At 50.6% G+C, this 25950-nt stretch carries 21 protein-coding genes; 19 read left to right on the top strand and 2 right to left on the bottom strand.

What is annotated here, in order from left to right; all coding sequences use genetic code 11:
- Positions 1-55 precede the first annotated feature (55 nt).
- Entirely contained in the window at positions 56-2677 is a 2622-nt protein-coding gene (gene glnD / locus BZJ19_RS07685) for a bifunctional uridylyltransferase/uridylyl-removing protein GlnD (RefSeq protein ID WP_077675164.1), read from the bottom strand.
- A 53-nt stretch (positions 2678-2730) separates the two neighbouring features.
- The gene (gene map / locus BZJ19_RS07680) at positions 2731-3525 is read right to left on the bottom strand and encodes a type I methionyl aminopeptidase (RefSeq protein WP_069588600.1); all 795 of its coding nucleotides are present in this window, start codon (positions 3523-3525) and stop codon (positions 2731-2733) included.
- 458 nt (positions 3526-3983) lie between these two features.
- On the opposite strand from map, the gene rpsB reads away from it, so the two are divergent.
- The 19 genes from rpsB (at position 3984) to BZJ19_RS07585 (ending at position 25933) form a co-directional block, all read left to right on the top strand.
- Positions 3984-4712, top strand: coding sequence for a 30S ribosomal protein S2 (rpsB, locus tag BZJ19_RS07675; RefSeq protein ID WP_077675163.1), 729 nt, complete (start codon positions 3984-3986; stop codon positions 4710-4712).
- A 132-nt stretch (positions 4713-4844) separates the two neighbouring features.
- Positions 4845-5687 carry a translation elongation factor Ts gene (gene tsf, locus BZJ19_RS07670; protein ID WP_077675162.1) on the top strand — a complete coding sequence of 281 codons (843 nt, stop codon included), beginning with the start codon at positions 4845-4847 and terminating at the stop codon, positions 5685-5687.
- A gap of 83 nt (positions 5688-5770) precedes the next feature.
- On the top strand, positions 5771-6499 hold the full coding sequence (gene pyrH / locus BZJ19_RS07665) for a UMP kinase (RefSeq protein WP_077675161.1): 729 nt from the start codon (positions 5771-5773) through the stop codon (positions 6497-6499).
- Positions 6500-6552: 53 nt separating this feature from the next.
- Positions 6553-7110, top strand: coding sequence for a ribosome recycling factor (gene frr / locus BZJ19_RS07660; RefSeq protein ID WP_077641104.1), 558 nt, complete (start codon positions 6553-6555; stop codon positions 7108-7110).
- Between the two features lie 75 nt (positions 7111-7185).
- Positions 7186-7956 carry an isoprenyl transferase gene (locus BZJ19_RS07655; RefSeq protein WP_077675160.1) on the top strand — a complete coding sequence of 257 codons (771 nt, stop codon included), beginning with the start codon at positions 7186-7188 and terminating at the stop codon, positions 7954-7956.
- 15 nt (positions 7957-7971) lie between these two features.
- Positions 7972-8823 (top strand): phosphatidate cytidylyltransferase, encoded by an 852-nt coding sequence (locus BZJ19_RS07650; protein ID WP_077675159.1) that lies wholly within the window; start codon positions 7972-7974, stop codon positions 8821-8823.
- Between the two features lie 18 nt (positions 8824-8841).
- A complete protein-coding gene (ispC, locus tag BZJ19_RS07645; RefSeq protein WP_077675158.1) occupies positions 8842-10038 on the top strand; it encodes a 1-deoxy-D-xylulose-5-phosphate reductoisomerase in 1197 nt (398 codons plus the stop codon).
- Complete coding sequence (gene rseP, locus BZJ19_RS07640) at positions 10035-11390, top strand: sigma E protease regulator RseP (RefSeq protein WP_077675157.1); 1356 nt, start codon at positions 10035-10037, stop codon at positions 11388-11390. Before ispC ends, rseP begins: the two co-directional genes overlap by 4 nt.
- 32 nt (positions 11391-11422) lie before the next feature.
- On the top strand, positions 11423-13855 hold the full coding sequence (bamA, locus tag BZJ19_RS07635) for an outer membrane protein assembly factor BamA (RefSeq protein ID WP_077675156.1): 2433 nt from the start codon (positions 11423-11425) through the stop codon (positions 13853-13855).
- A 20-nt stretch (positions 13856-13875) separates the two neighbouring features.
- Positions 13876-14385, top strand: a complete 510-nt coding sequence (locus tag BZJ19_RS07630; RefSeq protein WP_077675155.1) for an OmpH/Skp family outer membrane protein — start codon at positions 13876-13878, stop codon at positions 14383-14385.
- An 18-nt stretch (positions 14386-14403) separates the two neighbouring features.
- Positions 14404-15429, top strand: coding sequence for a UDP-3-O-(3-hydroxymyristoyl)glucosamine N-acyltransferase (gene lpxD / locus BZJ19_RS07625; RefSeq protein ID WP_077675154.1), 1026 nt, complete (start codon positions 14404-14406; stop codon positions 15427-15429).
- A gap of 84 nt (positions 15430-15513) precedes the next feature.
- The gene (gene fabZ / locus BZJ19_RS07620) at positions 15514-15966 is read left to right on the top strand and encodes a 3-hydroxyacyl-ACP dehydratase FabZ (protein WP_069588651.1); all 453 of its coding nucleotides are present in this window, start codon (positions 15514-15516) and stop codon (positions 15964-15966) included.
- Positions 15967-15968: 2 nt separating this feature from the next.
- Positions 15969-16757, top strand: coding sequence for an acyl-ACP--UDP-N-acetylglucosamine O-acyltransferase (gene lpxA, locus BZJ19_RS07615; protein WP_077675153.1), 789 nt, complete (start codon positions 15969-15971; stop codon positions 16755-16757).
- Positions 16757-17914, top strand: coding sequence for a lipid-A-disaccharide synthase (lpxB, locus tag BZJ19_RS07610; RefSeq protein ID WP_077675152.1), 1158 nt, complete (start codon positions 16757-16759; stop codon positions 17912-17914). Before lpxA ends, lpxB begins: the two co-directional genes overlap by 1 nt.
- The gene (gene rnhB, locus BZJ19_RS07605) at positions 17904-18503 is read left to right on the top strand and encodes a ribonuclease HII (protein WP_077675151.1); all 600 of its coding nucleotides are present in this window, start codon (positions 17904-17906) and stop codon (positions 18501-18503) included. The genes lpxB and rnhB overlap by 11 nt, the downstream gene beginning before the upstream one ends.
- 46 nt (positions 18504-18549) lie before the next feature.
- The gene (gene dnaE, locus BZJ19_RS07600; RefSeq protein WP_077675150.1) at positions 18550-22029 is read left to right on the top strand and encodes a DNA polymerase III subunit alpha; all 3480 of its coding nucleotides are present in this window, start codon (positions 18550-18552) and stop codon (positions 22027-22029) included.
- A gap of 55 nt (positions 22030-22084) precedes the next feature.
- Positions 22085-23044, top strand: coding sequence for an acetyl-CoA carboxylase carboxyl transferase subunit alpha (gene accA, locus BZJ19_RS07595; protein WP_077675149.1), 960 nt, complete (start codon positions 22085-22087; stop codon positions 23042-23044).
- Positions 23045-23143: 99 nt separating this feature from the next.
- Positions 23144-24460, top strand: a complete 1317-nt coding sequence (gene tilS / locus BZJ19_RS07590; RefSeq protein WP_077675148.1) for a tRNA lysidine(34) synthetase TilS — start codon at positions 23144-23146, stop codon at positions 24458-24460.
- 123 nt (positions 24461-24583) lie between these two features.
- Positions 24584-25933: a sodium-dependent transporter gene (locus BZJ19_RS07585; protein WP_069588629.1), complete on the top strand. Its 1350-nt coding sequence runs from the start codon at positions 24584-24586 to the stop codon at positions 25931-25933.
- Positions 25934-25950: the final 17 nt, after the last annotated feature.

Here is a 25950-nt window from a genome sequence, read left to right as displayed (position 1 = left end):
CGATACAGGGCTCAGTGTAGCCCGTCAGCCACACCAATTACCGTGACCACTTTGGCTATTTTGCTTGCGATAACGTCTTCTCTAGCGCGGTTTTTAGTTGCGCTTGGTGTTCAGATGTCAGAGCTTGGTTTTGGGCGTCCGTTACAATAAAAAAGTCTTCTGCCCGCTCACCAATGGTCGTGATCTTCGCTGCATGAACACTGACACCTTGTCGCGCAAACACAGCTCCAACGCGAGCCAGTAACCCCGGAGTATCCAGGGCCACTAACTCCATCAAGGTACGGCGGCCATTTTTAGTTGGCAWGAAGAGCACCTGTGTTTTGACGGTAAAGTGTTTGAGTTTTTGCGGCGCTCGACGACGCGGAATGGTGATCTTGCCCGTTTCTTCAATGGCCTTGGCGACTCCCTCGATGATCCGAGGGTGACGGTCGAGGGGAATCGCCTCGTCATTTTGATCCATGACCATAAAGGTATCGAGTGCATGGCCGTCTTTGCTAGTCATGACTTGTGCATCATGGACACTCAGGTTTTTCTTATCTAATGCGGCAACCACGCGCGCAAATAAACTGGGCCTATCTGGGCAGTAAACAAAAATCTCGGTTCCGCCTCGGGTCGCCTTTTTACTCACCAACACCAAAGGTTGATCACTTGGATGGTGGAGCAAATGTTCACTGTGCCAAGCGATTTGCTTGTGTGTATGACGCAGAAAGTAATCGGCTTTAAAGCGTTGCCAAAGCAGCTCAATATCACGCGGGCTATGCCCTTGCTTGCGTAGCATAGCCGCTGCTAAGTGTTGGTTATGGCGGATCCGTTCACGGACATCCGGCGGATTCTCTAGCCCTCGGCGCAAGGCTTTTTGCGTCGAGTAATAGAGCTCTGCAATCAAGGTGCGTTTCCAGCTATTCCACAAGTCAGGGTTGGTGGCATTGATATCGGCGACGGTCAAACACACTAACAGGTCAAGCCGCTCTTCATCGCGCACTTCTTTGGCAAAATCGGTGATCACATCGGGATCGTAAATATCGCGACGTTGTGCAGTCACTGACATCAGGAGGTGATTTCGCACCAGCCAACTGACTATATTCGCTTCAGGGCGAGATAAGCCGTGCTCAAGGCAAAAGTCATGGGCTTCGATGGCCCCAATTTCACTGTGATCGCCGCCGCGCCCTTTGCCGATGTCATGAAAGATAGCTGCGATTAGCAGTAACTCGCGGCGTGCGAGTCTAGGGAAAATATCACAACAAATGGGGTGGCGTTCTCGGTTGGCCTCATTGTCAAAAAGGCGCATGTGTTTAAGCAAGCGAATGGTGTGCTCATCCACGGTATAAACGTGGAACAGGTCGAACTGCATTTGTCCGACGATCTGACTCCACTGCGGCAGGTAGGCAGACATAATGCCGTGGCGGTGCATCAAACTGAAGGCTTTATGCAGCGCATTGGGGTGGCGCACCAAGGCCATAAATTTTTCGCGAGCGTCTTGTTGCTGACACAAAAAATGATTCAGTCGACGACGTGCAGTGCGCAGTTGGCGAAGGGTCGGCGCCGATATGGCCTCTATGGTGGTGTCGTCAGCCACATGGAGCATCATATCGAGAATAGTGTCAGGGCGTGCTTGAAATAGTGCCGGTTTGCGCGCTTCGATCGCATTGCCTTGGCGCTGAAAATCGTCACTCAGAATGTCGACTTGGCCCGGACGGCCATTGTCGATAATCACTTGATCGAAGATTTGCAGCAACATCTTGTTAAGCTCGCCGATCCGACCGAGCGTGCGAAAGAAGTCTTTCATCATTTGCTCTACCGCACGATTTCCCTCGCCACGGTAGCCCAGCAGTTCGGCAACGGAGGTTTGATGCGCGAAGGTCAGTCGGTTGTCATAGCGGCGCAGTTCTAAGTGAAGCGCGAAGCGAATCCGCCAGAGTACGTTTTGGCACTCATTCAGTTCGCGATACTCGGCATCGGTAAGAAAGCCATAGTGACTCATCTCACGAAGGCTGGTGGCACCAAAATGGCGTCGGGCGATCCAGGCGAGGGTGTGGATGTCGCGCAGTCCACCGGGGCTTGATTTCAGATCTGGCTCCAGCTTATAGGCGGTGTCATGATAGCGGCGATGGCGGGCTTTCTGTTCTTCCACTTTCGCGCGATAAAAACGCTCACTGGGCCAAAAGTCATCCGCATGAACACGCTGCTCTAGCGCATTGAATAGCCGCTCACTGCCGCATAACAAGCGTGCTTCTTGCAGGTTGGTCGCTACCGTCAGATCGTCAAGTCCGACACTGATGCATTCCTCGACCGTGCGCACGCTGTGGCCTACTTCAAGTTTGAGATCCCACAATAAGGTCAGTAATTCACTGAGTTTTTGTTGCTGGTGCGCGTCTAACGGCCCTTGGCAAAGTAATAGCAGATCAATATCAGACAGAGGGTGGAGCTCACGCCGACCATAGCCACCCACGGCAACCAAGGCGAGGTGAGGGTGCTGGTCAAAACCAAAATGCTGCCAAAGCCGCTGCATCAGCGCATCCATGTAATCGCTACGCTGATAGACCAGCTCAGGCACAGGGACATTGGCGAGGAAGTCTTGCTTCTGTTGCTCAAGGAGGTGCTGAAATTGGGCTTTGAGTGCCGCTGGGCTCAATTGGTCTTGGGTCAAACTTTGTGGCGTGATCACTGTGTCTGTCATGGCGTTCCTTTGCGCATAAAAAAGCCGGAGCAAGCCCGGCCTTTATCAGAGTCTTAGTGGTTGATATGGCGCGGGATGGTTTCCTCTTCACGAAGCGTTAAGATTTCCACCCCAGTTTCGGTCACCAGCAGGGTGTGCTCCCACTGCGCTGACTTCTTGCCATCAATGGTATAAACCGTCCAACCATCGTCTTCATCAAGTACGGTACCGTATTTGCCTGCGTTAATCATAGGCTCAATGGTGAAACACATACCAGGTTTGAGGATGGTTCGGTCGTTGTTTTTGTAGTGCACCACTTGTGGGTCTTCATGGAAGCTCGCGCCAATACCGTGTCCACAGTACTCTTTTACGATCGAGTAGCGGGTGTTGCTGCTTTTGATGAATTTTTGGATAGCCGTACCAATGTCACCGACGGTGGCGCCTGGCTTCACCTTTTTGATGGCATGATAAAGGCTTTCTTGGGTCACACGGCATAGACGTTTGTCTTCCAAAGAGACCTCACCAATCAAAAACATTTTCGATGTATCGCCGTGATAGCCATCTTTAATGACGGTGACGTCGATATTGACGATATCGCCATCTTGTAGCACATCTTCGTCACAAGGGATCCCGTGACAAACCACGTGGTTGATAGACGTACACATGGACTTAGGGAAGCCGTGGTAATTCAAGGTAGCGGGTGTGGTGCCCTGTACCTCAGTCATATATTTGTGCGCGATGTCATCCAGTTCACGCGTGGTAACGCCTGGCTTTACATGTGGGGCCAGCATTTCCAGCACTTCTGCGGCCAACCGACCGGCAACGCGCATTTTTTCTATTTCTTCTGCTGTTTTAATTGGGATCGTCATTTTGCTTTCTCACTTAATTCGTCTCGCTCATCGAGGCAATGAGCGTCAGAGCGTGAGGGGCCTCACACCCTGATAAATCAGGCATGCGCTGCTTTGACCTGCTACGCTTTGGTCACCGGTAGCGCGGGGCAGACACATTGAAGTAGGCACATGGTATCAAGCTGGGCGGTTTCTGGAAACCAGAACCACACCTTTCGCCGTTTGGGCAGTGGCGTGGCAATACGACAAACCGACCTTCGCTTAGGCAATTTATCTGGATTTTTGCCTACTTTATGTGGTATAAAGCGCGCCGAAATCCGTCATTGTGATCAATCTGTTTTTGTCAGGTTTCATCTTGATGGCATTTCACTAAACACTTTTTATTTTAAATCACACACAWATCGTCACATTGTCCGGGGTGCCCTGTGCGGGTCGGTCAAATGGGATATGTGGAGGCCTAACCCCAAGAGGAAATTATCATGGCTACTGTTTCAATGCGCGACATGCTCAAGGCGGGCGTACACTTCGGTCACCAAACCCGTTACTGGAACCCTAAGATGAAGCCTTTCATCTTCGGTTCTCGCAACAAAGTACACATCATCAACCTTGAGAAAACTGTACCAATGTTTAACGATTCTTTGGCTGAACTGTCAAAAATCGGTGAGCGTAAAGGTAAAGTCCTGTTCGTTGGTACTAAGCGCGCAGCAAGCGAAGCGGTAAAAGCGGCAGCAGAAAACTGCGAGCAGTTTTATGTGAGCAACCGTTGGTTGGGCGGCATGCTGACCAACTGGAAAACCGTTCGTATGTCTATCAAGCGTCTGAAAGATCTGGAAAACCAGTCTACCGACGGTACGTTTGAAAAGCTGACCAAAAAAGAAGCGCTGATGCGCACTCGTGAGATGGAAAAACTTGAGAAGTCTCTGGGTGGTATCAAAAACATGAACGGCCTGCCTGATGCAATGTTCGTTATCGATGCGGATCACGAGCACATTGCTATCAAAGAAGCGAACAACCTGGGTATCCCAGTATTTGCGGTAGTAGATACTAACTCTAACCCAGACGGCGTTGACCACGTAATCCCAGGTAACGATGACGCAATCCGCGCTATCCAACTTTACCTGAACGCAGCGTCTGACGCATACAAAGAAGGCCGTAGCCAAGACATCGTTGCGCAAGCAGAAGACGAGCTGGTTGAAGTCGCTGAGTAAGACAACAGCTCCTTGTGAGCGTTCTTAGCCATCAGCGTGTCATCTTTCATGCTGTAAGCTAAGTATGGTTAGCAGGGGCCGAAGTCGGGCCCCTGTTTTTTACCCAAATAGTTTCGAATCGAGGATTGAACAATGGCAACTGTTACCGCTGCCCTGGTTAAAGAACTGCGCGAGCGCACCGGCGCTGGCATGATGGAATGTAAAAAAGCACTGGTTGAAGCGAACGCAGACATCGAAGTCGCGATCGAAAACATGCGTAAAAGTGGTGCGGCAAAAGCAGCGAAAAAAGCTGGCCGTGTTGCTGCTGAAGGCGTGATTCTGGTTAAAGAAAACGAAGGCAAAGCAGCGATCGTTGAGATCAACTGTGAAACTGACTTCGTTGCTAAAGATGCTAACTTTGCTGCATTTGCTAACCAAGTGGCTGAAACGGCTTTGGCAGAAGGCCTAGCCATTGATGCGCTGAAAGAAAAATTCGAACAGCAGCGTGCTGAGCTGGTTGCAAAAATCGGTGAAAACATGGACATCCGTCGTGTTTCATTCATCGAAGGCGCGAAAGTAGGTTCTTACCGTCACGGCGACCGCATCGGTGTGGTTGTAGCTGCAAACGCTGACGAAGAAACCATCAAGCACGTTGCTATGCACATTGCTGCATCTAAGCCTGAGTACGTTAACCCAGAAGACGTACCAGCTGACGTGGTTGAGAAAGAAAAACAAATCCAGGTTGATATCGCGATGCAGTCAGGCAAGCCTGCTGAAATCGCAGAGAAAATGGTTGTTGGCCGTATGAAGAAATTCACCGGCGAAATCTCTCTGACTGGTCAAGCATTTGTTATGGACCCAGCGCAAACTGTGGGCCAAATGCTGAAAGAAAAAGGTGCCGAAGTGACTAACTTCATCCGCTTTGAAGTGGGCGAAGGCATCGAGAAAGAAGAAGTAGACTTTGCTGCAGAAGTAGCTGCTGCACAAAAAGGCTAATTTTTCTGATTCAGGCCGCGGTATTCGCCGCGGCCTTTCCATAACCTTCTTCCCTAACTTAGTGCCTAATATAAGGTAGTGACATGACTACAAATCCTAAGCCTGCATATCAACGCATTTTACTTAAACTCAGTGGTGAAGCCCTGCAGGGCAACGATGGATTCGGTATCGATCCAACTGTGCTAGACCGTATGGCACAAGAAATTAAAGAATTGGTCGAGTTAGGTGTTCAGGTCGGATTAGTCATTGGCGGCGGTAATTTATTCCGTGGCGCTGGTCTTGCCGAAGCGGGAATGAACCGTGTTGTGGGCGATCACATGGGTATGCTGGCCACCGTGATGAACGGTTTGGCAATGCGTGATGCACTTCATCGTGCCTATGTGAACGCACGAGTGATGTCCGCCATTCCACTCAATGGTGTGTGTGACAGCTATAACTGGGCTGAAGCGATTAGCCAGCTTCGTAATGGCCGTGTGGTGATTTTCTCTGCCGGAACGGGCAACCCTTTCTTTACCACGGATTCAGCAGCGTGCTTACGCGGCATTGAAATTGAATCTGACGTGGTGATCAAGGCAACGAAAGTCGACGGCGTATACAGTGATGACCCAACCAAAAATCCAGATGCTGAGCTTTATTCAACCTTAAGTTACCAAGATGTACTTGAAAAAGAGTTGAAAGTGATGGATTTGGCCGCATTTACGTTAGCACGCGATCACCAAATGCCGATCCGTGTGTTTAATATGAATAAGTCGGGCGCCTTACGCCGTGTCGTGATGGGTGAAACAGAAGGCACTCTGATTACTAACAGCTAATCCGATTTAGTGGCATAATCGGACAGTAAAATTCAATCGCAAGGATACCTCCAGTGATTAACGATATTAAAGCAGACGCCAAAGCGCGTATGGATAAAAGTGTAGAAGCGCTTAAACACAATCTTTCAAAACTTCGCACCGGTCGTGCCCACCCAAGCTTGTTGGAAGGCATTACGGTTGAATACTACGGTGCACCAACACCGTTGAAACAACTCGCCTCTATTGTTGCTGAAGATGCACGAACCTTGGCGATTACTGTTTTTGACAAGCAAGTGGCACAAGCGGTTGAAAAAGCGATCATGACTGCAGATTTGGGTCTTAACCCAGCATCAGCAGGGACAGTGATTCGTGTGCCGCTTCCTCCATTGACGGAAGAGCGTCGTAAAGACATGGTCAAGTTGGTGCGCGCAGAAGGCGAACAAGGCCGCGTTGCGGTACGTAACATCCGCCGTGATGCTAATAGTGACCTTAAAGCACTGTTGAAAGACAAAGAAATCTCTGAAGATGACGAGCGCCGTGCACAAGATGAGATCCAAAAGCTAACGGATGCTGCGGTTAAGAATGTTGATGCGCTTCTTGATGCAAAAGAAAAAGAGTTGATGGAAGTCTAAATCTCATTAGACTTTACCACCAATGTCAAAGCGCTGTGCGTGCAGTACAGCGCTTTTTATTTGCCAAGGAGAAACATGAGTTCCCAGTCTCTTGATGCGCAGCTCGAGTCTGCCGCCCTACCGCAGCACATTGCCGTTATCATGGATGGAAACGGACGTTGGGCAAAGGCGCGAGGCAAAGCCCGTGTATTTGGGCATAAAGCCGGTGTTAAAGCAGTGCGTAAAACGGTGAAGGCGGCGTCGGAGCTTGGGGTAAAAGCCCTAACCTTGTTTGCGTTCAGCAGTGAAAACTGGCGTCGGCCAGAAGATGAAGTCAGTGTTCTGATGGAGTTGTTCATCAGCGTGCTTTCTCGTGAAGTTAAACGCTTGAACAAAAATGGTGTCCAACTTCGTGTGATCGGTGATACCTCTCGATTTAATCCATCGCTACAACAAAAAATTGCCGAAGCCGAAGCATTAACAGCAGGTAATGAGCGTCTCGTGCTCAATATTGCGGCCAACTATGGTGGGCAATGGGATATTACCCAAGCGGCACGCCGTGTCGCAGAGCAGGTCGCTGCTGGTCAATTACAAGCCAGCGATATCACAGAGCAAGATATTGCTCGTCAATTGATGCTATCCGACTTACCCGATGTGGATTTAATGATCCGTACCAGTGGTGAATGTCGCATTAGTAACTTCATCTTGTGGCAAGCTGCCTATGCCGAGTTGTATTTTACAGAACAATATTGGCCCGATTTTAACGAGCAAAGTCTGTTCGATGCGGTCGCTTGGTATGTTAATCGTGAACGACGTTTTGGCTGTACCGGCGAGCAAATCAAAGCCATGCTAACCACTGATAAGTAACCACGAGGAATCAGTTTGCTCAAACAACGTGTATTAACCGCGGCTTTGTTAGTCCCTTTGGTGGTCGCCGCTGTCTTTTATTTGCCTTTTCCCGCGTTTGTTGCGGTGATTGCTGCCGTCACGCTGCTCGGTCATTGGGAGTGGACACAGTTTGTGTCCAACTCTTCAAGATGGCTTACCTTTATCGTTCCGGCGGCGGCAGTGGCGCTATCCATTTATAGTCTCCCTTTTAGTGCCTATGCGCTGAGCCATTTAGCAGTGGCGCCCTTTTCGGTAGCAGCAGCGGGCGCGGCATGGTGGTTGTTTGCCACCGGGTTGGTTTTAGCCTTTCCTAAATCCGGAGCGCTTTGGACTCACAGTCGCTTATTGCGCCAACTATTCGGTCTTTTGACCTTATTGCCCTTTATGTGGAGCGTGTTGATTTTACGCGCCGCAGACTATCAATTTTCCACCTATTACGGTGCGAAACTGGTACTTCTGGTGTTTGTGTTGGTGTGGTGTGCCGACAGCGGTGCCTACTTTGCCGGTAAAGCCTTCGGTAAGCATAAAATGGCACCGGCGGTGAGCCCCAACAAAACCCTGGAAGGCTTGCTCGGTGGACTGATGGCCGCCGTTGCTGTGACATGGGCCGGTGCGCAGCTTCTCGATATTCATTTTGCGAGTGTGGGCGCGCTGCTTTGTATCGCTGTGGTTACAGCGTTAGCGTCGGTGCTGGGCGATTTGGCTGAGAGCATGTTTAAGCGTGTCTCTGGCGTGAAAGACAGTGGGAATTTATTACCCGGCCACGGCGGTATTTTGGATAGAATTGATAGTTTGACCGCTGCGTTTCCCGTTTTTACCGTGCTGTATTTCGCGTTTGCGAATTAAGTAAAACGAGCGTATCACATGCAAAAAATCACTGTATTAGGTGCCACTGGCTCGATCGGAACCAGTACGCTTTCTGTGGTTGAGGCAAATCCTCAACAGTTCGAAGTGACCGCACTGGCGGCCAATACCCATGTGGAAAAGATGACCCGCCTGTGTTTGCATTGGCGGCCGCGTTTTGCGGCCATGGCCGATGAGAACGCTGCATTGGAATTGGCACAAGCGCTTAAGGCGAAAGGGGTTAACACAGAAGTGTTGGCCGGTGAGCAAGGTTTATGCACACTCGCATCTTTGCCTGAAGTTGATATGGTGATGGCCGCGGTGGTGGGGGCGGCAGGCTTGATGCCGACCATGGCTGCGGTGAAAGCGGGTAAGCGCGTTTTGCTTGCCAATAAAGAGGCCTTGGTGATGTCAGGGCAATTCTTTATCGATGCAGTTTATCAATATGGCGCAGAGCTGTTACCTATCGATAGTGAGCACAATGCAATTTTCCAATGTTTGCCCCAGATTGTACAAGCTAACCCTGGCCGCTGCGATCTGAGTGCCGCGGGCGTGAGCAAAATCTTGCTCACAGGCTCAGGGGGGCCTTTCCGTTATCGTGAACCTGAGACCTTGCATACCGTGAGCGTAGCGGAAGCGGTTGCCCATCCAAATTGGTCGATGGGGCCAAAAATCTCCGTCGACTCAGCCACCATGATGAATAAAGGCTTAGAGTATATTGAAGCACGCTGGTTATTTAATGCGCGTGCCGACCAGCTCGAAGTTGTGATTCATCCCCAATCGGTTATTCACTCGATGGTGCAAATGAGCGATGGATCGGTGCTCGCCCAATTAGGCACCCCTGATATGTGCACGCCTATCGCCCACGCGATGGCGTATCCATCACGTGTGACGACGTCGGTTGCACCGCTTGATTTTACCCAAATTGGCGAATTTACCTTTATGGCACCGGATGCCCGCCGCTACCCTTGCTTGTCTTTGGCGATTGAGGCATGCCAGCACGGGCAAGCGGCGACAACGACACTCAATGCCGCCAATGAACAAGCGGTGGATGCCTTCTTAAAAGGCCAGATAGGCTTTATTGACATCGCACGGATTAATGAGGCGGTGTTATCACAAAGCACACTTCGCTCGCCATCAAGCTTGGATTGCCTGCTGGAGCTGGATAGAATGGCGCGAATTACGGCTAAGGAGCACATTGCTAAGGTTGCAAAATGAGTGCATTTCTATGGAACGCAGCGTCATTTATTGTCGCTCTCGGTGTGTTGGTGGCCATTCATGAGTATGGACACTTTTGGGTCGCGCGCCGCTGTGGCGTAAAAGTCGAACGCTTCTCGATTGGTTTTGGGCGCGCACTATGGCGCTGGCGGGGTAAAGACGATACCGAGTATGTCATTGCCGCCATTCCGTTAGGTGGTTATGTCAAAATGCTCGACGAGCGCATTGAGGCGGTCGCTGAGCATGACAAACCACGTGCATTTAATAATCAACCGCTGTGGCAACGCAGTGCGATTGTCGCCGCAGGGCCTATTGCCAACTTTCTTTTTGCAGTGGTCGCCTATTGGTTGATTTTCATGATGGGGATCCCTGCGGTCAAACCCGTTATTGGTCAAATAACCCCCAACTCCATCGCTGCAGAGGCCGGAATTGAACCGGGTATGGAACTTACCCACATTTCGGGCGTCGAAACCGCAGATTGGCAGGCTGTTAATTTCTCACTCATCAACCATATCGGTGATGAGCAGATGACCATAACAGTAAAGCCAGAAGTGGCATCCAGTTATAGCCGGGACTACAGATTGGATTTAACCGCGTGGCAGTTTAATCCAGAAACTGAGTCTCCGTTGACAACCTTAGGGATCACCCCTTACCGTCCTGCAATCACACTCGATGTGGCTCAGGTGGTGGAGGGCAGTGCCGCTGCGAAGGCTGGCATTGCTTCAGGTGATACCTTAGTGGCGATTGATGGCAATAGATTACATGCGTGGTCTGAATTGGTTGAGGCGGTACAAGCAAGCCCGAATCAACCGCTGCAGGTGACGGTGACGCGCGCCGGGCGTGAGCAGGTGTTGAGCCTGACACCGGATGCGCGTGAAAGTAATGGCAAGGTCACCGGGTACGCAGGTATTGCGCCGCAAATGGAACCTTGGCCGGAGGCTTACCGTTTTACGCAGCAGTATGGGCCGCTTGCGGCGATCCCTGAGGCAGTCAGTAAAACCGGACAGGTTATCAGCCTCACCGTCAATATGGTGAAAAAGCTGATTGTTGGGGATGTGGGCGTCAATAACCTGAGCGGACCGATTTCTATTGCCAAAGGCGCAGGGATGACAGCTGAGATCGGATTGATCTCATTTTTAGGATTTATGGCGCTGATCAGCGTTAACCTCGGCATTATCAATTTGCTACCCCTACCGGTCTTAGACGGCGGGCATTTATTGTTCTTTGGTATTGAAGCGGTCACGCGCCGTCCTGTACCAGAGCGTGTACAAGACTTTGGGTATCGCATCGGCGCTGCCGTGTTGATGATGGTAATGGCAGTGGCATTGTTTAACGACTTCGCCCGACTTTAAACGGTTAGTATTCAAGGATAAGTCAGAAGCACATGGCGATGAAAAAACTATTAATAGCGTCTCTTTTAGTCAGTAGCAGTGTGGCGCACGCGGATACATTCCAAGTCAGCGATATCCGTTTTGAGGGCCTACAGCGAGTCAGTTTAGGGGCAGCATTGCTCTCTATGCCGGTGCGTGTTGGAGACAAGGTGGATGATAGCGATGTCGCGGATGTCATCAATGCTCTGTTTGCATCGGGTAACTTTGAGGATGTGCGTATTTATCGTGATGATGATGCACTCTTAGTGAAAGTGATCGAACGCCCAACCATTGCCAGCATTTCGTTTTCAGGCAACAAAGCCATCAAAGAAGAGCAACTGAAAGAAAACCTGACCGCATCAGGGTTGCGTGTGGGTGAGGCGTTAGACCGCACCAAGCTCAGCAAGATTGAAAAAGGCTTAGAAGATTTCTACTACAGCGTGGGGAAATACAGCGCGTCAGTGAAAGCCGTGGTCACACCCTTACCACGTAACCGTGCGGATCTGAAATTTGTCTTCACCGAAGGTGTTTCTGCAAAAATCGAGCAGATTAACTTTGTGGGTAACCAAGTCTTCAGTGATGAAGAGCTGCGCGATAATTTCGACTTGCGTGTTGATGTCCCTTGGTGGAACTTCTTGGCTAACGAGAAATACCAAAAGCAAGTGCTGGCGGGTGACTTGGAAAAGCTACGCAGCTACTACTTAAATCGCGGCTATTTGAAGTTCCGCGTTGAATCGACTCAAGTGGCGATTTCTCCGGATAAAAAAGGGGTATACATCACCTTAAACGTTAACGAAGGTAAGCCTTATCAAGTGGCCGATCTAAGCTTCCGTGGCGATCCTGAGAATGAGGAAATCTATCGCTCGTTAGTGGGCTTTACCCGAGGTGATACCTATAACGGGGATAAGGTCACTGCGTTGGAGGAGGCGATTAAGCGCCACCTTGGTGAAACCGGCTTTGCCTACCCGAAAGTGAGTACCTTGCCGACGTTTGATGATGAGAATCAGCAAGTGTCGCTGACGGTCAACGTTGAGCCGGGCAAACGCATCTATGTACGAAACATTCGTTTTACCGGTAATACCACCACCAAGGATGAAGTGCTGCGCCGTGAGATGCGTCAACTTGAAGGCACTTGGCTTAATGCCAAGGCTGTGACTCGCGGTAAAGAACGTCTCAACCGAACCGGTTTTTTCCAAAGTGCTGAAGTAGACACCAAGCGGGTTCCTGGCACCGACGATCAGGTTGATGTGAACTACAAAGTCAAAGAAGCCAACTCGGGCAGCATCAACTTTGGTATCGGCTATGGTACCGAGTCAGGCGCAAGCTTACAGCTGGGCCTGCAGCAAGATAACTTTGCTGGCACGGGTAATCGCTTTGGTATTAATGCCATGGTTAACGATTATCGCAAAAACCTGACGCTTGAGTATCGTGACCCCTATTTTACCCTCGATGGTGTTAGCCTCGGGGGCAAGGTGTTCTATAACGAGTTTGAGGCGCGAGACGCGAACATCGTCGAATACACCAACCAAAGCTATGGGTCGAAATTGACATGGGGCTTTTGGACCGATGAACTGAACTCAATTGATTTTGGGTTGGGCTATACCCACAACAAAATCGAAAACATCGGTAAGTATTACCAGATTGATGAGTTTATGAAGCGCCATGAAGACCATAAGAATCACAATGATGGCCTAGAAGTGGATGACTTTGACGTATCCGTTTCATGGACGCGTAATAATCTCAACCGTGGTTATTTCCCTACGGCAGGTAACTATCAGCGAGCTTCTTACCGAATGACAGTGCCGGGCTCTGACGTCCAGTATTTTAAAATGCAATATGATATCCGCCAGTATGTGCCGTTAACCCAAGAGCATGAGTTCACGCTGTTGATGCGCGGTCGCCTTGGCTATGGCAATGGCTATGGCCAAATTAATGGCCAAGATCATATGTTGCCGTTTTATGAAAACTACTACGCGGGTGGTTTCTCGACCTTACGTGGCTTCCGCTCAAATACAGTGGGTCCCAAAGCGGTATACGGAGCTGGAGGTTCTAAGCAACCAGGCAGCGATGATATCGAGAAAAATGAGGGCAGTTATGGCTCAAGTGACTCGGTGGGCGGTAACGCCATCGCACAAGGTAGCTTAGAGCTGATTGTGCCTACACCGTTTGCCTCTGAAGAAGCGCGTCAGCAAATTCGTACCAGTGTCTTTGTGGACGCCGCCTCAGTGTGGGACACCGAATATGACGTCGCTGCTGCAGAGAAATACAGTGGCATTAGCAATATCAAAGATTACTCGGATCCATCCAATATCAGTGCCTCTTACGGGGTAGCCCTACAGTGGATGTCACCGATGGCACCTTTGGTATTTTCAATTGCAAAACCTATTACAAGCCAGCCTGGCGATGATGAAGAGTTCTTTACCTTCACTATCGGGCGCACATTCTGATCATCAGAAAGGAGACTATTGTGAAATCATTTTTGAAAGCAGCGGGACTTAGTGTCGCAATTCTGACCACGTCCATGTACGCATCAGCGGCTGATGCTGCACAGAAAGTGGGCTACGTATCGACTGGGGTCGTGATGTCCCAGCTGGCTCAAAAAAACAATCTTAACGAAAAGCTGCGTGCTGAATTCAAAGACCGTGTAGCGGAAATTGAGCGCATGAAAGAAAAGCTCTCAGAAGGGGTTGAAAAGCTGAAACGTAACGGCGAGCTGATGAGCGAAGATGAGCGCATCAAACTGCAGCGTGAACTCCAATCGATGGAGTCGAGCTACAAATTAAAAGTAAAAGCGTTCCAAGAAGATCAACGCAAGCGTAGTGGCCAAGAAGAGTCTAAACTGGTCAAAAAGCTAAAAACGGCCATCGATCAAGTGGCTAAGCAAGAAGGTTACGACATCGTGTTGGACTCCAATGCTATCTTGTATGCCAACCCAGGCGATGATCTCTCTGAAAAAGTCATTAATGCAGTAAAATAACAAACAATCGAGGAGCCCATGGTTTCGATCACTCTCGCTGAATTAGCGGAAAAACTGGACGCTCAGCTCCACGGAGACGGTGCTGTAATAATAACCTCGCTAGCAGGGATGAATTCAGCGAGAGAAGGGCAAATCACCTTCTTATCGAGCCCGAAATACCGCAAACACTTGCTGCAGTGTCGCGCCAGTGCGGTGATGCTAAAAGAAGCGGACGTGTCATACTGCCAAGGCAATGCCTTGGTGGTTGCTGACCCTTATGTGGCTTATGCCAAAGTGGCCCAAATTTTAGATACCACACCTGCTTGTGCCACTGACATTGCGCCGACTGCGGTGATTGCCGAAGACGCCATTCTGGGTGAAGGCGTGGCGATTGGTTCTAATGCGGTGGTCGAATCTGGAACCTTAATTGGTGATGGCGTGCAGATTGGTGCCGGCTGTTTTGTTGGTAAGGGCACCAAACTGGGGGCGCGAACCAAGCTTTGGGCCAATGTCACCATTTACCACGATGTGGTTTTGGGTGAGGACTGCTTGGTGCAGGCGGGAACCGTAATCGGCGCGGATGGCTTTGGCTACGCGAATGAAAAAGGTAAGTGGATTAAGATCCCGCAGCTAGGTCGTGTTGTGATTGGTGATCGCGTCGAAATTGGTGCGTGTACGACCATTGACCGTGGTGCATTGGACGATACCTGCATTGCTGATGGCGTGATTATCGACAACCAGTGCCAGATTGCGCATAATGTATCGATCGGCGAAAACACGGCAGTGGCTGGTGCAACTGTGATGGCAGGCAGCCTAAAAGTAGGTAAGCACTGCATCATCGGCGGCGCCAGTGTGTTTAATGGCCATATGGAAATCACAGACAACGTTACCATCACAGGTATGGCGATGGTAATGCGACCGATTACTGAGCCGGGCATGTACTCGTCCGGCATTCCGTTACAGCCCAACCGCGAGTGGCGGAAAACAGCCGCGCGTGTGCTCAAGATTGACGAGATGCACAAGCGGCTAAAAGAGCTCGAAAAACAGCTCGACAACCAAGCTTAACGCAACAGATTGCAGGCCCGCCTCAAAAACGCGGGCCGTTTTGCGTTAAAGAAGTCAGTATTGGATTTGAACGGGAATACTACCTTGACTCGCGAAAACAAAGTGTTACACATCAACGAAATCAAAGAGCTGCTACCACATCGCTATCCGTTTTTGTTGATCGATCGCGTTACCGATTATGAAGAAGGCCAATACCTTCACGCGATAAAAAATATTACCGTGAATGAGCCTCAATTTACCGGCCACTTTCCTCAGTTGCCTGTGTTTCCTGGCGTATTGATCCTTGAATCAATGGCTCAAGCCACCGGCTTGTTGGCCTTTAAGACATTCGGGAAGCCAAAAGACAACGAGCTATACTATTTTGCAAGCGTTGATAACGCGAAATTCCGCCGTCCTGTCACACCGGGAGACCAACTGGTCCTCGAGGTGGAGTTTATTAAAGAGCGCCGAGGAATTGCTGCCTTTACCGGAGTGGCGAAAGTAGACGGAGACGTTGTCTGCTCGGCGGAACTGAAGTGCGCAAGAAGAGAGATCTAATTGTGATCCACGAAACTGCCTATATCCACCCGACCGCCGTTGTAGAAGACGGGGTGACATTGGGAGAAAACGTTAAGATTGGCGCATTTTCTTTTATCGGAGAAGGTGTCGAGATTGGTGCGGGTACCGAAGTCATGACCCATGTCGTGATTAAAGGGCCTACGCGTATCGGCCAAGATAACCGCATCTATCAATTCGCATCGATCGGTGAAGCGTGCCAAGACCTGAAATATGCGGGTGAGCCCACGACGCTAGAAATTGGCGATCGCAACACCATTCGTGAAAGTGTCACCATGCACCGTGGTACGGTACAAGACAAAGGTGAGACTAAAGTTGGCAATGATAACCTATTCATGATCAACGCCCACGTGGCGCACGATTGTGTGATCGGAAATCACTGTATTTTTGCCAACAATGCGACCCTGGCCGGTCATGTACACATCGACGATTACGTCATTGTGGGCGGCATGTCTGCGATCCACCAATTCTGTGTAGTGGGTAGCCATGCGATGTTAGGTGGCGGTTCTATTGTGGTCCAAGATGTACCACCCTATGTGATGGCTCAGGGTAATCATTGCGCGCCTTTCGGTATTAACGTGGAAGGTTTGAAGCGTCGCGGATTCGAGAAAGCCTCGATTCGTGCGATTCGTGCGGTTTATAAGAACATGTATCGTTCCGGTAAAACCCTTGAAGAGGTCAAACAGGCGTTGGCTGGTCAGGTCGAGGACGATCCTGCCTTGGCCCTTTTTGTTGACTTCTTTGCACGTTCAACACGAGGCATCATTCGTTAATGTTGCCCAGCGAACGTCCATTACGAGTGGGAATTGTCGCCGGAGAAATCTCCGGCGATGTTTTAGGTGAAGGCCTTATCAAGGCAATTAAAGCCCAATACGGCAATGTAGAATTTGTCGGTATTGGTGGGCCGCGCATGATTGCGCAAGGCTGCCAGAGCCTATTTGATATGGAAGAACTTGCCGTGATGGGGCTGGTTGAAGTACTTGGCCGTTTGCCCCGTTTACTGAAGGTGAAAGCGAGCCTCGTCAAACACTTCACTACCCACCCCCCCGATGTGTTTATCGGTATTGATGCGCCTGATTTCAACTTACGTCTCGAAGCATCGTTAAAACAGGCCGGTATTAAAACGGTTCACTACGTCAGTCCCTCCGTATGGGCATGGCGTCAAAAGCGTATTTTTAAAATTGCGGCCGCGACCGATCTTGTCTTGGCGTTTTTGCCCTTCGAAAAAGCGTTTTACGATAAGTTCAACGTGCCCTGCGCGTTTGTCGGCCACACTATGGCCGATAGCATTCCCATGCAAGTCGATCAGCGCGAAGCACAACAAGCGTTGGGGCTGGATACCAATAAACGTTGGTTAGCCGTCTTGCCGGGAAGTCGTGGGAGTGAGATGGCGATGTTGGCGCCGCCATTTTTGCAAACCTGCCAGCGTCTGTCACAGCAGTATCCTGATCTCGGCTTTGTGGTTGCCTTGGTGAATGACGCACGCCGCGCACAATTCGAGCAGGCGTGGCAAACCCATGCGCCGGAATTGTCATTTACTTTGGTGAATGACACGGCAAGGCAAGTGATCAGTGCCTCTGATGCGGTGTTGCTGGCCTCAGGTACCGTTGCTCTTGAGTGCATGTTGCTGAAGCGTCCCATGGTTGTGGGCTATAAGGTGAAGCCTTTGACTGCGTGGCTAGCACGGCGCTTGCTCAAAACGCGCTATGTGTCTTTGCCCAATATCCTCGCCGATGCCCCTTTGGTGCCCGAGTTATTGCAAGAAGAGTGCGAGCCTGAGGCATTGTCAGCGGCTGTTGCACGTATGTTGGATGGCGATAACCAAGCCTTGCTTGAGACTTTTACACAGCTGCATCAAACCATTCGTAAAGATGCGGATGCCTCTGCAGCCTCCGCAGTATTAGAGTTAGTAAAAAATCATGACAGATGAGGCATTTTTATATCCTGACGCACGCTTGATTGCTGGCGTGGATGAAGTCGGACGAGGTCCTTTAGTGGGCGCGGTTGTCACGGCGGCTGTTATCCTTGATCCGAATCAACCGATTGAGGGGCTCACCGATTCAAAAAAGCTGAGTGAGAAAAAACGTCTCGCGTTGTACGATGAGATCAAAGCCAAAGCCTTGGCATGGTCGGTGGGGCGCGCAGAACCCGAAGAGATTGACCGCCTAAATATTCTTCAGGCCACCATGGTTGCGATGCAACGCGCCATTGCAGGCCTAGCCGTGACTCCCGACTACGCATTGATTGATGGAAATCGTGTTCCTTCGCTTCCGATGCCAGCGCAAGCGGTAGTGAAAGGCGACTTGCGCGTTGCCGAGATCAGTGCGGCGTCGATCTTGGCGAAAGTAGACCGTGATAGAGAAATGGCTGAGTTGGACATCGCCTATCCGGCCTATGGATTTGCCCAGCATAAAGGCTATCCTACCAAGGCGCATATGGCCGCATTGAGTGAGCATGGCGCTTTACCGATGCACCGAAAAAGCTTTAAACCGGTTAAACGCGCCCTTGGTTTAGCGTAAGTGACGGCGCTTTATCATTTCCAATCCCTAGATAGTAACGAGTTTTATGTCTGAGCCACGTTTCGTCCATTTACGTATTCACAGTGATTTCTCCATGGTCGATGGGTTGTCCAAAGTCCCGCCACTGGTTAAGAAAGTGGCCGAAATGGGCATGCCTGCGATGGCCTTGACAGACTTTAGCAACCTTTGTGGGTTGGTAAAGTTCTATAACACCGCGAATAATGTGGGTGTGAAACCTATCATTGGTGCCGATTTTAAGGTGCAGTCGGAAGCGTTTGGCGATGAATTATGCCAGCTGACCCTTCTTGCTGCGGATAAAGCGGGGTATAAAAACCTCACTTTACTGATATCCAAAGCTTACTTGCGCGGCCATGTTCAACACACGCCAGTGATCGACCAAGAGTGGCTGGTAGAACATGCTGACGGGTTGATTGTATTATCTGGCGGTTGCCGAGGAGACTTGGGTAAAGCCTTGCTGAAAGGCAATAAGGCGCTTGCTGAAGAGTGCGCCCGTTTTTATCAAGCCCATTTTCCGAATGCTTACTACATGGAACTCGTTCGCACCGGACGTCAGGATGAAGAAGTGTACCTGCACTTTGCGGTCGACTTTGCCACCGAGCACGACTTGCCAGTGGTGGCGACGAACGAAGTGTGCTTTATCTCGCCCGACGAGTTTGACGCCCACGAGATCCGAGTGGCCATCCACGATGGTTACACGTTAGACGATCCTCGTCGCCCGAAAAACTATAGTGCCGAACAATATCTGCGCACCGAGCAAGAGATGTGCGAGCTCTTTGCGGATATCCCAGAAGCATTGGCAAATAGCGTGGAAATTGCCAAGCGCTGTAATGTGCCGGTCAGGCTTAATGAATACTTCCTGCCGAACTTCCCAACCGAAGGGATGGAGATTGATCAGTACTTGGTCAAACGCTCCAAAGAAGGCCTAGAAGAGCGACTGGCGTTTCTCTTCCCCGATGAGAAAGAGCGCGCCCTCAAGCGACCTGAATACGACGAGCGCCTTGACCGTGAACTCGGTGTGATTAACCAAATGGGCTTCCCCGGTTACTTTTTGATCGTGATGGAGTTTATCCAATGGTCAAAAGATAACGATATTCCTGTGGGACCCGGACGGGGCTCAGGGGCCGGCTCCTTGGTTGCGTACGCCCTTAAAATCACAGATTTGGATCCGCTAGAGTTCGATCTGCTTTTTGAACGCTTCTTGAACCCAGAGCGGGTTTCCATGCCCGACTTCGATGTCGACTTTTGCATGGATAAGCGTGATTTGGTGATCGATCACGTGGCCGAAATGTACGGCCGGGATGCGGTATCCCAGATCATTACTTTCGGTACCATGGCGGCCAAAGCGGTGATCCGAGACGTGGGTCGTGTATTGGGTCACCCTTATGGCTTTGTTGACCGTATTTCTAAATTGGTGCCGCCCGACCCAGGCATGACGCTGGCAAAGGCGTTTGAAGCTGAACCGCAGTTGGTTGAGGTTTATAACGCAGACGAAGAAGTCAAAGCGTTGATCGACATGGCCCGCATGCTCGAAGGGGTGACACGTAACGCGGGTAAGCACGCGGGCGGGGTGGTGATTTCACCGACGACCATTACGGACTTTGCACCGCTATATTGTGACAGTGAAGGGCATCACCCTGTCACCCAGTTTGATAAAAACGATGTTGAAACGGCCGGTCTTGTGAAGTTTGACTTCTTGGGGCTGCGGACGTTGACCATTATCGACTGGGCGCTGGGAATGATTAACCCTCGCTTACAAGCGCAAGGCAAAGACCCGATCGATATCGCGGCGATTCCGATGGCGGACCAAGCATCATTCGAGATGCTGCGTAAGGCTGAGACGACAGCAGTGTTCCAGCTGGAATCGCGGGGCATGAAAGAGCTGATCAAGCGCCTCCAACCGGACTGTTTTGAAGACATGATCGCACTGGTGGCTCTGTTCCGCCCAGGCCCATTGCAATCAGGGATGGTGGATAACTTTATCGATCGTAAACACGGACGAGAACAAGTCTCTTATCCCGATGAGAAGTGGCAGCATGAGTCACTGCAAGAGACCCTTGAACCTACCTACGGCATCATCTTGTATCAAGAGCAGGTGATGCAAATTGCCCAGATCTTAGCCGGGTATACGCTCGGTGGTGCTGATTTGCTGCGTCGTGCGATGGGTAAGAAAAAACCCGAAGAAATGGCCAAGCAGCGCGACATCTTTGAAAAAGGCGCGATCGCAAACGGGATTGATGGCGAACTTGCCATGCGTATCTTTGACTTGGTGGAAAAGTTTGCCGGTTATGGTTTCAACAAATCGCACTCCGCCGCTTATGCCTTGGTTTCTTATCAAACACTGTGGTTAAAGGCGCATTATCCGGCTGAATTCATGGCGGCCGTTATGACCGCAGATATGGATAACACCGATAAAGTTGTCGGACTGGTGGAAGAGTGCCGTCGCATGAAACTGACGGTGCTTCCCCCAGATGTGAACGCGGGTTTGCACCGCTTTACCGTCAATGACAAAGGAGAGATTGTTTACGGTATTGGCGCGATTAAAGGGGTGGGTGAAGGACCGATCGACAATATTGTCGCGGCGCGAGAGCAAGATGGCTACTTCCGTGACTTATTTGATTTCTGTGCGCGCATTGATACCAAAAAAGTCAATAAGCGTGTGATTGAACGCTTGATTCGCGCAGGCGCCATGGATAGGCTTGGCCCTCATCGTGCGGCAATGATGGCATCACTCGATGACGCTATTCGCGCGGCCAGTCAGCATCATCAAGCCGAGTCTTACGGACAAACGGATATGTTTGGTGTTCTCACGGATGCACCGGAAGAGGTCGAGCACGCCTACGCGAATGTGGCGCCTTGGCCAGATAAGGTGTGGCTGGAAGGGGAGCGAGAAACCCTAGGGCTGTATTTGACCGGCCATCCCATCAATAGCTATCGTAAAGAGCTTAAACACTATGTGACATGGCGATTGGAAGATGCGCATGCCACTAAGCGTGATGTGGTGTCTACGGTTGCCGGTCTTGTGATTGCTGCGCGTGTCATGACCACCAAGCGCGGCTCACGTCTTGGAATCTTAACCCTCGATGATCGCTCGGGCCGTATGGAAGTGATGCTTTTTTCTGACGTACTCGACAAATATCTCGATCTGGTTGAGAAAGACAGAATTCTGGTGGTCTCAGGACAGGTCAGCTTTGATGACTTCAATGGTGGGCTTAAAATGACGGCCCGTGAAGTCATGGACATCAGCCAAGCGCGAGAAAAGTATGCGCGCTGTTTGGGCATCTCTATCATGGAAGATCAAATTGATGCCCCGTTTTTTGAACGGTTTCATGATACGTTGGCACCTTACCGCTCAGGGACTGTGCCAGTGAATCTTTATTACCAGCGCCGTGATGCACGGGCGCGGTTACGTTTAGGGGCGGAGTGGCGAATTACCCCCGCGGATGAACTGATCGATAATTTAAAAGGCTTGCTTGGCGACGAGCAGGTCGAATTAGAGTTTAACTAAGCTTAGCTGGTGAYGCCTCGCGTACACCGGCGGTGACCAATAGGATTCTCTTGGTATGAGTCTTAACTTTTTAGAATTCGAACAACCGATCGCAGAGCTAGAAGCTAAAATCGAAGCCCTTCGCGCTGTCTCCAAGCGTGGCGGAGAAGATGCGGTTAATCTCGATAAGGAAATTGAACAACTGGAAACCAAGAGTCTTGAGCTTACGCGCAAGATCTTTGGTGATTTAGGGGCGTGGCAAGTGGCACAACTGGCGCGCCACCCTCAACGTCCTTACACCTATGACTATGTCGATCTTATCTTTCACGAGTTTGACGAGCTGGCGGGCGATCGCGCCTATGCGGATGACAAAGCCTTGGTTGGCGGTGTTGCTCGCTTAGAAGGACGTCCAGTGATGGTAATTGGTCACCAAAAAGGCCGTGATACCAACGAGAAGGTAAAGCGTAATTTTGGTATGCCAAAGCCTGAAGGATATCGCAAAGCATTACGCTTGATGAAAATGGCAGAGCGATTCAACATGCCGGTGATCACTTTTATTGATACTGCTGGTGCTTACCCAGGCGTGGGAGCAGAAGAGCGTGGTCAGTCAGAAGCCATTGCACGTAACTTGAAGGAAATGGCGGGCCTGACAGTGCCGGTGATCTGTAATGTGGTTGGTGAAGGCGGCTCAGGCGGTGCCTTGGCGATCGGTGTTGGTGACTACGTCAATATGCTTCAGTATTCGACATACTCCGTGATTTCGCCCGAAGGCTGCGCCTCTATTTTGTGGCGCGATTCGGCCAAAGCACCGCAAGCGGCAGACGCAATGGGGATGACTGCACCACGCTTGAAAGAGCTGGGCTTGATTGATGCCGTGATTGAAGAGCCTCTAGGTGGTGCTCATCGTGATATGAAAGCGACGGCACAGAGCATTAAACAAACTTTGATTAGCCAGCTCGCGGATTTGGAAGCATTGGATACTGAAAGCCTACGCGACCGCCGATATCAGCGTTTGCTCAGTTATGGTTACTGCTAATTGCCACTCGGCAATCGAGCACAAGAAAGGGCCTAATGGCCCTTTTCTTTTTGCTACGCGCCAGCAACAATAGGCGCAGACTCACAATGACAGATGCTTATGCTCATCCAATACCTGACAGACACGCTGGCGCCGCTAACGGCTCAGCCACGACAAATTCTTTTAGCCCTGAGTGGGGGATTAGACTCTCGGGTACTGCTGGATCTATTGGCCAGTTATCGCGACCAGCATCCGCAGCACGACTATTCCGTGTGTCATGTTCATCATGGTTTGCAGGCCGATGCCGATAAATGGGCGGCCCAATGTCAGGTTTGGGCGGAGCAAGCGGGTTTTTCCTTCATCCTAAAACATGTCACTCTCGACCCTGAGTTAAGCACAGAGCATGCAGCTAGAGAGGCACGCTATCAAGCCTTTCAAGGGTTACTCCAACCCCATGGACTCGTTCTTACCGCGCAACACAGCGATGATCAAATCGAGACCTTCTTTTTGGCATTGAAGCGAGGAAGTGGTCTGGAAGGATTGGCGGGAATGCCCACTGTGAGAAAACTCGGCAAAGGGCTCTTAGTCCGTCCTTTGTTGGCAGCGTCACGGGCGCAATTGCATCACTACGCGCGTCAAAAAGGGTTGGCATGGGTGGAAGACCCGAGCAACCAAGATACACACTTTGATCGTAATTTTATCCGTCAACAATGGCTCCCAGAAGCTGACGCGCGTTGGCCGGGGTTTCGTACTGCCGTGCAACGCACGCAGCAATTATGCCAAGAGCAAGCGGCGCTCTTAGCAACATTTATCGCCCCTTTGGTCGAAAACGCCATCGATACGGACAACAGTTTGTCTTTGGCACATCTCCCTCTTGCGGATCTTGCTCTGTGTCGAGCGATGTTACGACACTGGTTGAAGTACCATGATCTGATTTTAACTCAGGCCCAGCTTAATACGCTGATCCAGGATGTGGTGCAGGCAAGAGTGGATGCTAACCCGCAACTGTCGGTTGATGGAAAGACCATTCGTCGTTATCAGCAGCGTTTGTATCTTATTGCAGACTCTGCGGATGTCACTGCATGGCAAGGTAAACTGACGCCACAATCGCCACTCTATTTGCCGGATGGATTAGGGCGCTTGGTGCTTCTTCCCTACACAGAGAACGCGCAAGGATTGGCATTAGGTTCTCTGCCACAATCTTGGCTATCGGTGCAGTTTAATCCCAGCGGGTTAAGCGCCCATCCTGCCGGACGGCAAGGCCGTCGTAAGCTGAAGAAGCTTTATCAAGAATACGGTATCCCAAGTTGGCAGCGGCGTCGCTTGCCAATCCTTTGCGACGAGCGTGGTGTAATCGCCGTGGCGGATTGCTTTGTCAGTCAAGCAGCGGCCGGAAAGTTATGGAGTTTAGTCTGGGAGCGAGAAAACACTGCTTAACATATCCCTTACCCGCCAATTATCTGTCTGCTCATAAAACCACCAGTCAGATAAACGACACTTGCTAAAATTGTCCGAATTACTTAATGTACTAGTCTAATGATACATTGCGGTAAAGAAGTAATGGCATCGAGTCGTGAATTATTTGGCACCCGAATAGGCTTTGTCCTTGCTGCAGCCGGCGCGGCTGTGGGACTAGGCAATATTTGGGGGTTCCCAACGCAGGCGGCGAGCAATGGGGGCGGCGCATTTTTATTAGTCTACTTACTGATGATCTTACTCGTTGCTTTTCCTATGTTGGTCGTGGAAATGGCGATTGGTCGTCATGGCCGCGCTAACCCGTTGGACAGTATGCGTGCGCTGAGTGATAACCCTCTCCTGAAGCGTTTTGGCAGTGGCGTGGGGCTGATTGGCTTGGCCGTACCTTGTATGGTTTTGGCGTTTTACAGCATTGTTGGCGGATGGTTAGTCTCTTTTTTATTGGCTGCAGTGGCAGACATTTTCCAGTTTTCAGACGCATCCGCTTGGTTAAAAGGCTTCTCAGCATCACGTAATCTCTTTGGGGCGGTGGTGTTTTATGTGCTCACCATTGTGATCGTACAGGCGGGGGTCAAGCAGGGGATTGAGCGTTGGTCAACCCGTCTCATGCCAGCGCTGTTTGTCCTCTTTGCTGCGATGTTTGTCTATATCATGACGCTGCCCGGCGCGACAGAAGGCTTAAAGCACTACCTGATCCCCGACTTTAGCAAAGTGATGGACAAAGATTTGCTATTAGCAGCCATGGGACAGGGCTTCTTCTCTCTGACCATAGGCGGATGCTCCATGTTGATTTATGGCTCGTACCTTAGCCACAAAGAAAACCTGCCGAAAATGGCACTGAGTGTCACCTTGGTCGATACTGCAGTGGCGGTGATTGCTGGGCTAGTGGTGTTGCCAGCCATGTTTGTTGCCATGCATCAAGGCGTCGAGATTTACGCGCAAGACGGCAGTTTGCTCAGTGCAGACACCTTAGTGTTTACTGTATTGCCTTTATTATTTGAAAGTTTAGGCGCGGCAGGCCCGTATGTGTCTCTCGTCTTCTTTTTGCTGATGACCATCGCGGCACTGACATCCTCGATTTCTATGCTGGAGTGTCCTGTAGCGCTGGCCAGTGAGCGCTTGGGCTCAAGCCGAAAAATCACCAGCTGGGTGTTAGGGGGTGTGATTGCGCTCTGCAGTGCGGTGATTGTGTTTAACTTCGGTGCGCTATTTGGCTTAGTTGCGAAGGTGGCTACCCAATATTTCCAACCTTTTGCGGCACTCCTCTTCTGCCTATTTGGTGGTTGGATTTGGTCGCGTGATCGCAAGCTAGCTGCATTGCGCGAAGGTTATGATGATATTGAGCAGAGTCTGTTCTGGAAAATCTGGCCTGTGTATGTGAAGTTTGTTTGTCCTGTGTTGGTAGCCACAGTGTTGTGGGTCTCACTTGGCTAAAGGCGAATGATGGCACG

This window comes from Salinivibrio proteolyticus (assembly GCF_001996165.1).
In the GTDB taxonomy this organism is placed as follows: Bacteria; Pseudomonadota; Gammaproteobacteria; order Enterobacterales; family Vibrionaceae; genus Salinivibrio; species Salinivibrio proteolyticus.
Note: the sequence above shows the minus strand (reverse complement) of the source record. Positions and strands in the feature narration are given on the sequence as shown.

Coding starts and splice junctions, on each gene's coding strand:
- map (WP_069588600.1), bottom strand. CDS start 3,525: ATGACGATCCCAATTAAAACAGCAGAAGAAATAGAAAAAATGCGCGTT.
- rpsB (WP_077675163.1), top strand. CDS start 3,984: ATGGCTACTGTTTCAATGCGCGACATGCTCAAGGCGGGCGTACACTTC.
- tsf (WP_077675162.1), top strand. CDS start 4,845: ATGGCAACTGTTACCGCTGCCCTGGTTAAAGAACTGCGCGAGCGCACC.
- pyrH (WP_077675161.1), top strand. CDS start 5,771: ATGACTACAAATCCTAAGCCTGCATATCAACGCATTTTACTTAAACTC.
- BZJ19_RS07655 (WP_077675160.1), top strand. CDS start 7,186: ATGAGTTCCCAGTCTCTTGATGCGCAGCTCGAGTCTGCCGCCCTACCG.
- ispC (WP_077675158.1), top strand. CDS start 8,842: ATGCAAAAAATCACTGTATTAGGTGCCACTGGCTCGATCGGAACCAGT.
- rseP (WP_077675157.1), top strand. CDS start 10,035: ATGAGTGCATTTCTATGGAACGCAGCGTCATTTATTGTCGCTCTCGGT.
- bamA (WP_077675156.1), top strand. CDS start 11,423: ATGGCGATGAAAAAACTATTAATAGCGTCTCTTTTAGTCAGTAGCAGT.
- lpxD (WP_077675154.1), top strand. CDS start 14,404: ATGGTTTCGATCACTCTCGCTGAATTAGCGGAAAAACTGGACGCTCAG.
- lpxB (WP_077675152.1), top strand. CDS start 16,757: ATGTTGCCCAGCGAACGTCCATTACGAGTGGGAATTGTCGCCGGAGAA.
- rnhB (WP_077675151.1), top strand. CDS start 17,904: ATGACAGATGAGGCATTTTTATATCCTGACGCACGCTTGATTGCTGGC.
- dnaE (WP_077675150.1), top strand. CDS start 18,550: ATGTCTGAGCCACGTTTCGTCCATTTACGTATTCACAGTGATTTCTCC.
- accA (WP_077675149.1), top strand. CDS start 22,085: ATGAGTCTTAACTTTTTAGAATTCGAACAACCGATCGCAGAGCTAGAA.
- tilS (WP_077675148.1), top strand. CDS start 23,144: ATGCTCATCCAATACCTGACAGACACGCTGGCGCCGCTAACGGCTCAG.
- BZJ19_RS07585 (WP_069588629.1), top strand. CDS start 24,584: ATGGCATCGAGTCGTGAATTATTTGGCACCCGAATAGGCTTTGTCCTT.